This window comes from Aromatoleum evansii (assembly GCF_012910805.1).
Taxonomy (GTDB): Bacteria; Pseudomonadota; Gammaproteobacteria; order Burkholderiales; family Rhodocyclaceae; genus Aromatoleum; species Aromatoleum evansii.
This window is the reverse complement of record NZ_WTVK01000323.1, coordinates 1-381: the sequence shown is the minus strand read 5'-3', so window position 1 is coordinate 381 and position 381 is coordinate 1. Positions and strand designations below refer to the sequence as shown.

Below are 381 nucleotides of genomic sequence, written 5' to 3'. Positions count from 1 at the left end.
TATTTGGAGTGTCAATAGAATGACAGGCATCATCTAAAAGCATGGCTTGCCGATGAACCGGAATGACAAAGCTCAGACTGAGCAGAACCTGGCTGTGCCGGAGCGGCGCGGCCGCGGCCGGCCGCAGCTCCGCTCCGACGACGAGACGCGCGCGCTGATCTACGAGGCCGCGCGGCGCGAGTTCTCCGAGCGCGGCTTCGCGGCGGCAAGCATCGCCGACGTCGCCTGCCGCGCCGGCGTCTCCACCAAGACCCTCTACCGGCTGATCCCGACCAAGCTGGCGCTGTTCGAAGGCATGGTGACTGACCGGGTCGACCGGTTCGTCTCCATCGTGAATCTCGGCGCCTGCGACGGCCGCAACGTCGCTGCAGCCCTGGAGAC

The 381-nt window shown here is 65.9% G+C and carries 1 protein-coding gene; it reads left to right on the top strand.

What is annotated here, in order from left to right; all coding sequences use genetic code 11:
• Nucleotides 1–52 precede the first annotated feature (52 nt).
• Nucleotides 53–381: TetR/AcrR family transcriptional regulator (locus GO615_RS28530; protein ID WP_169133132.1), on the top strand; the 329-nt coding region annotated here is incomplete at its 3' end.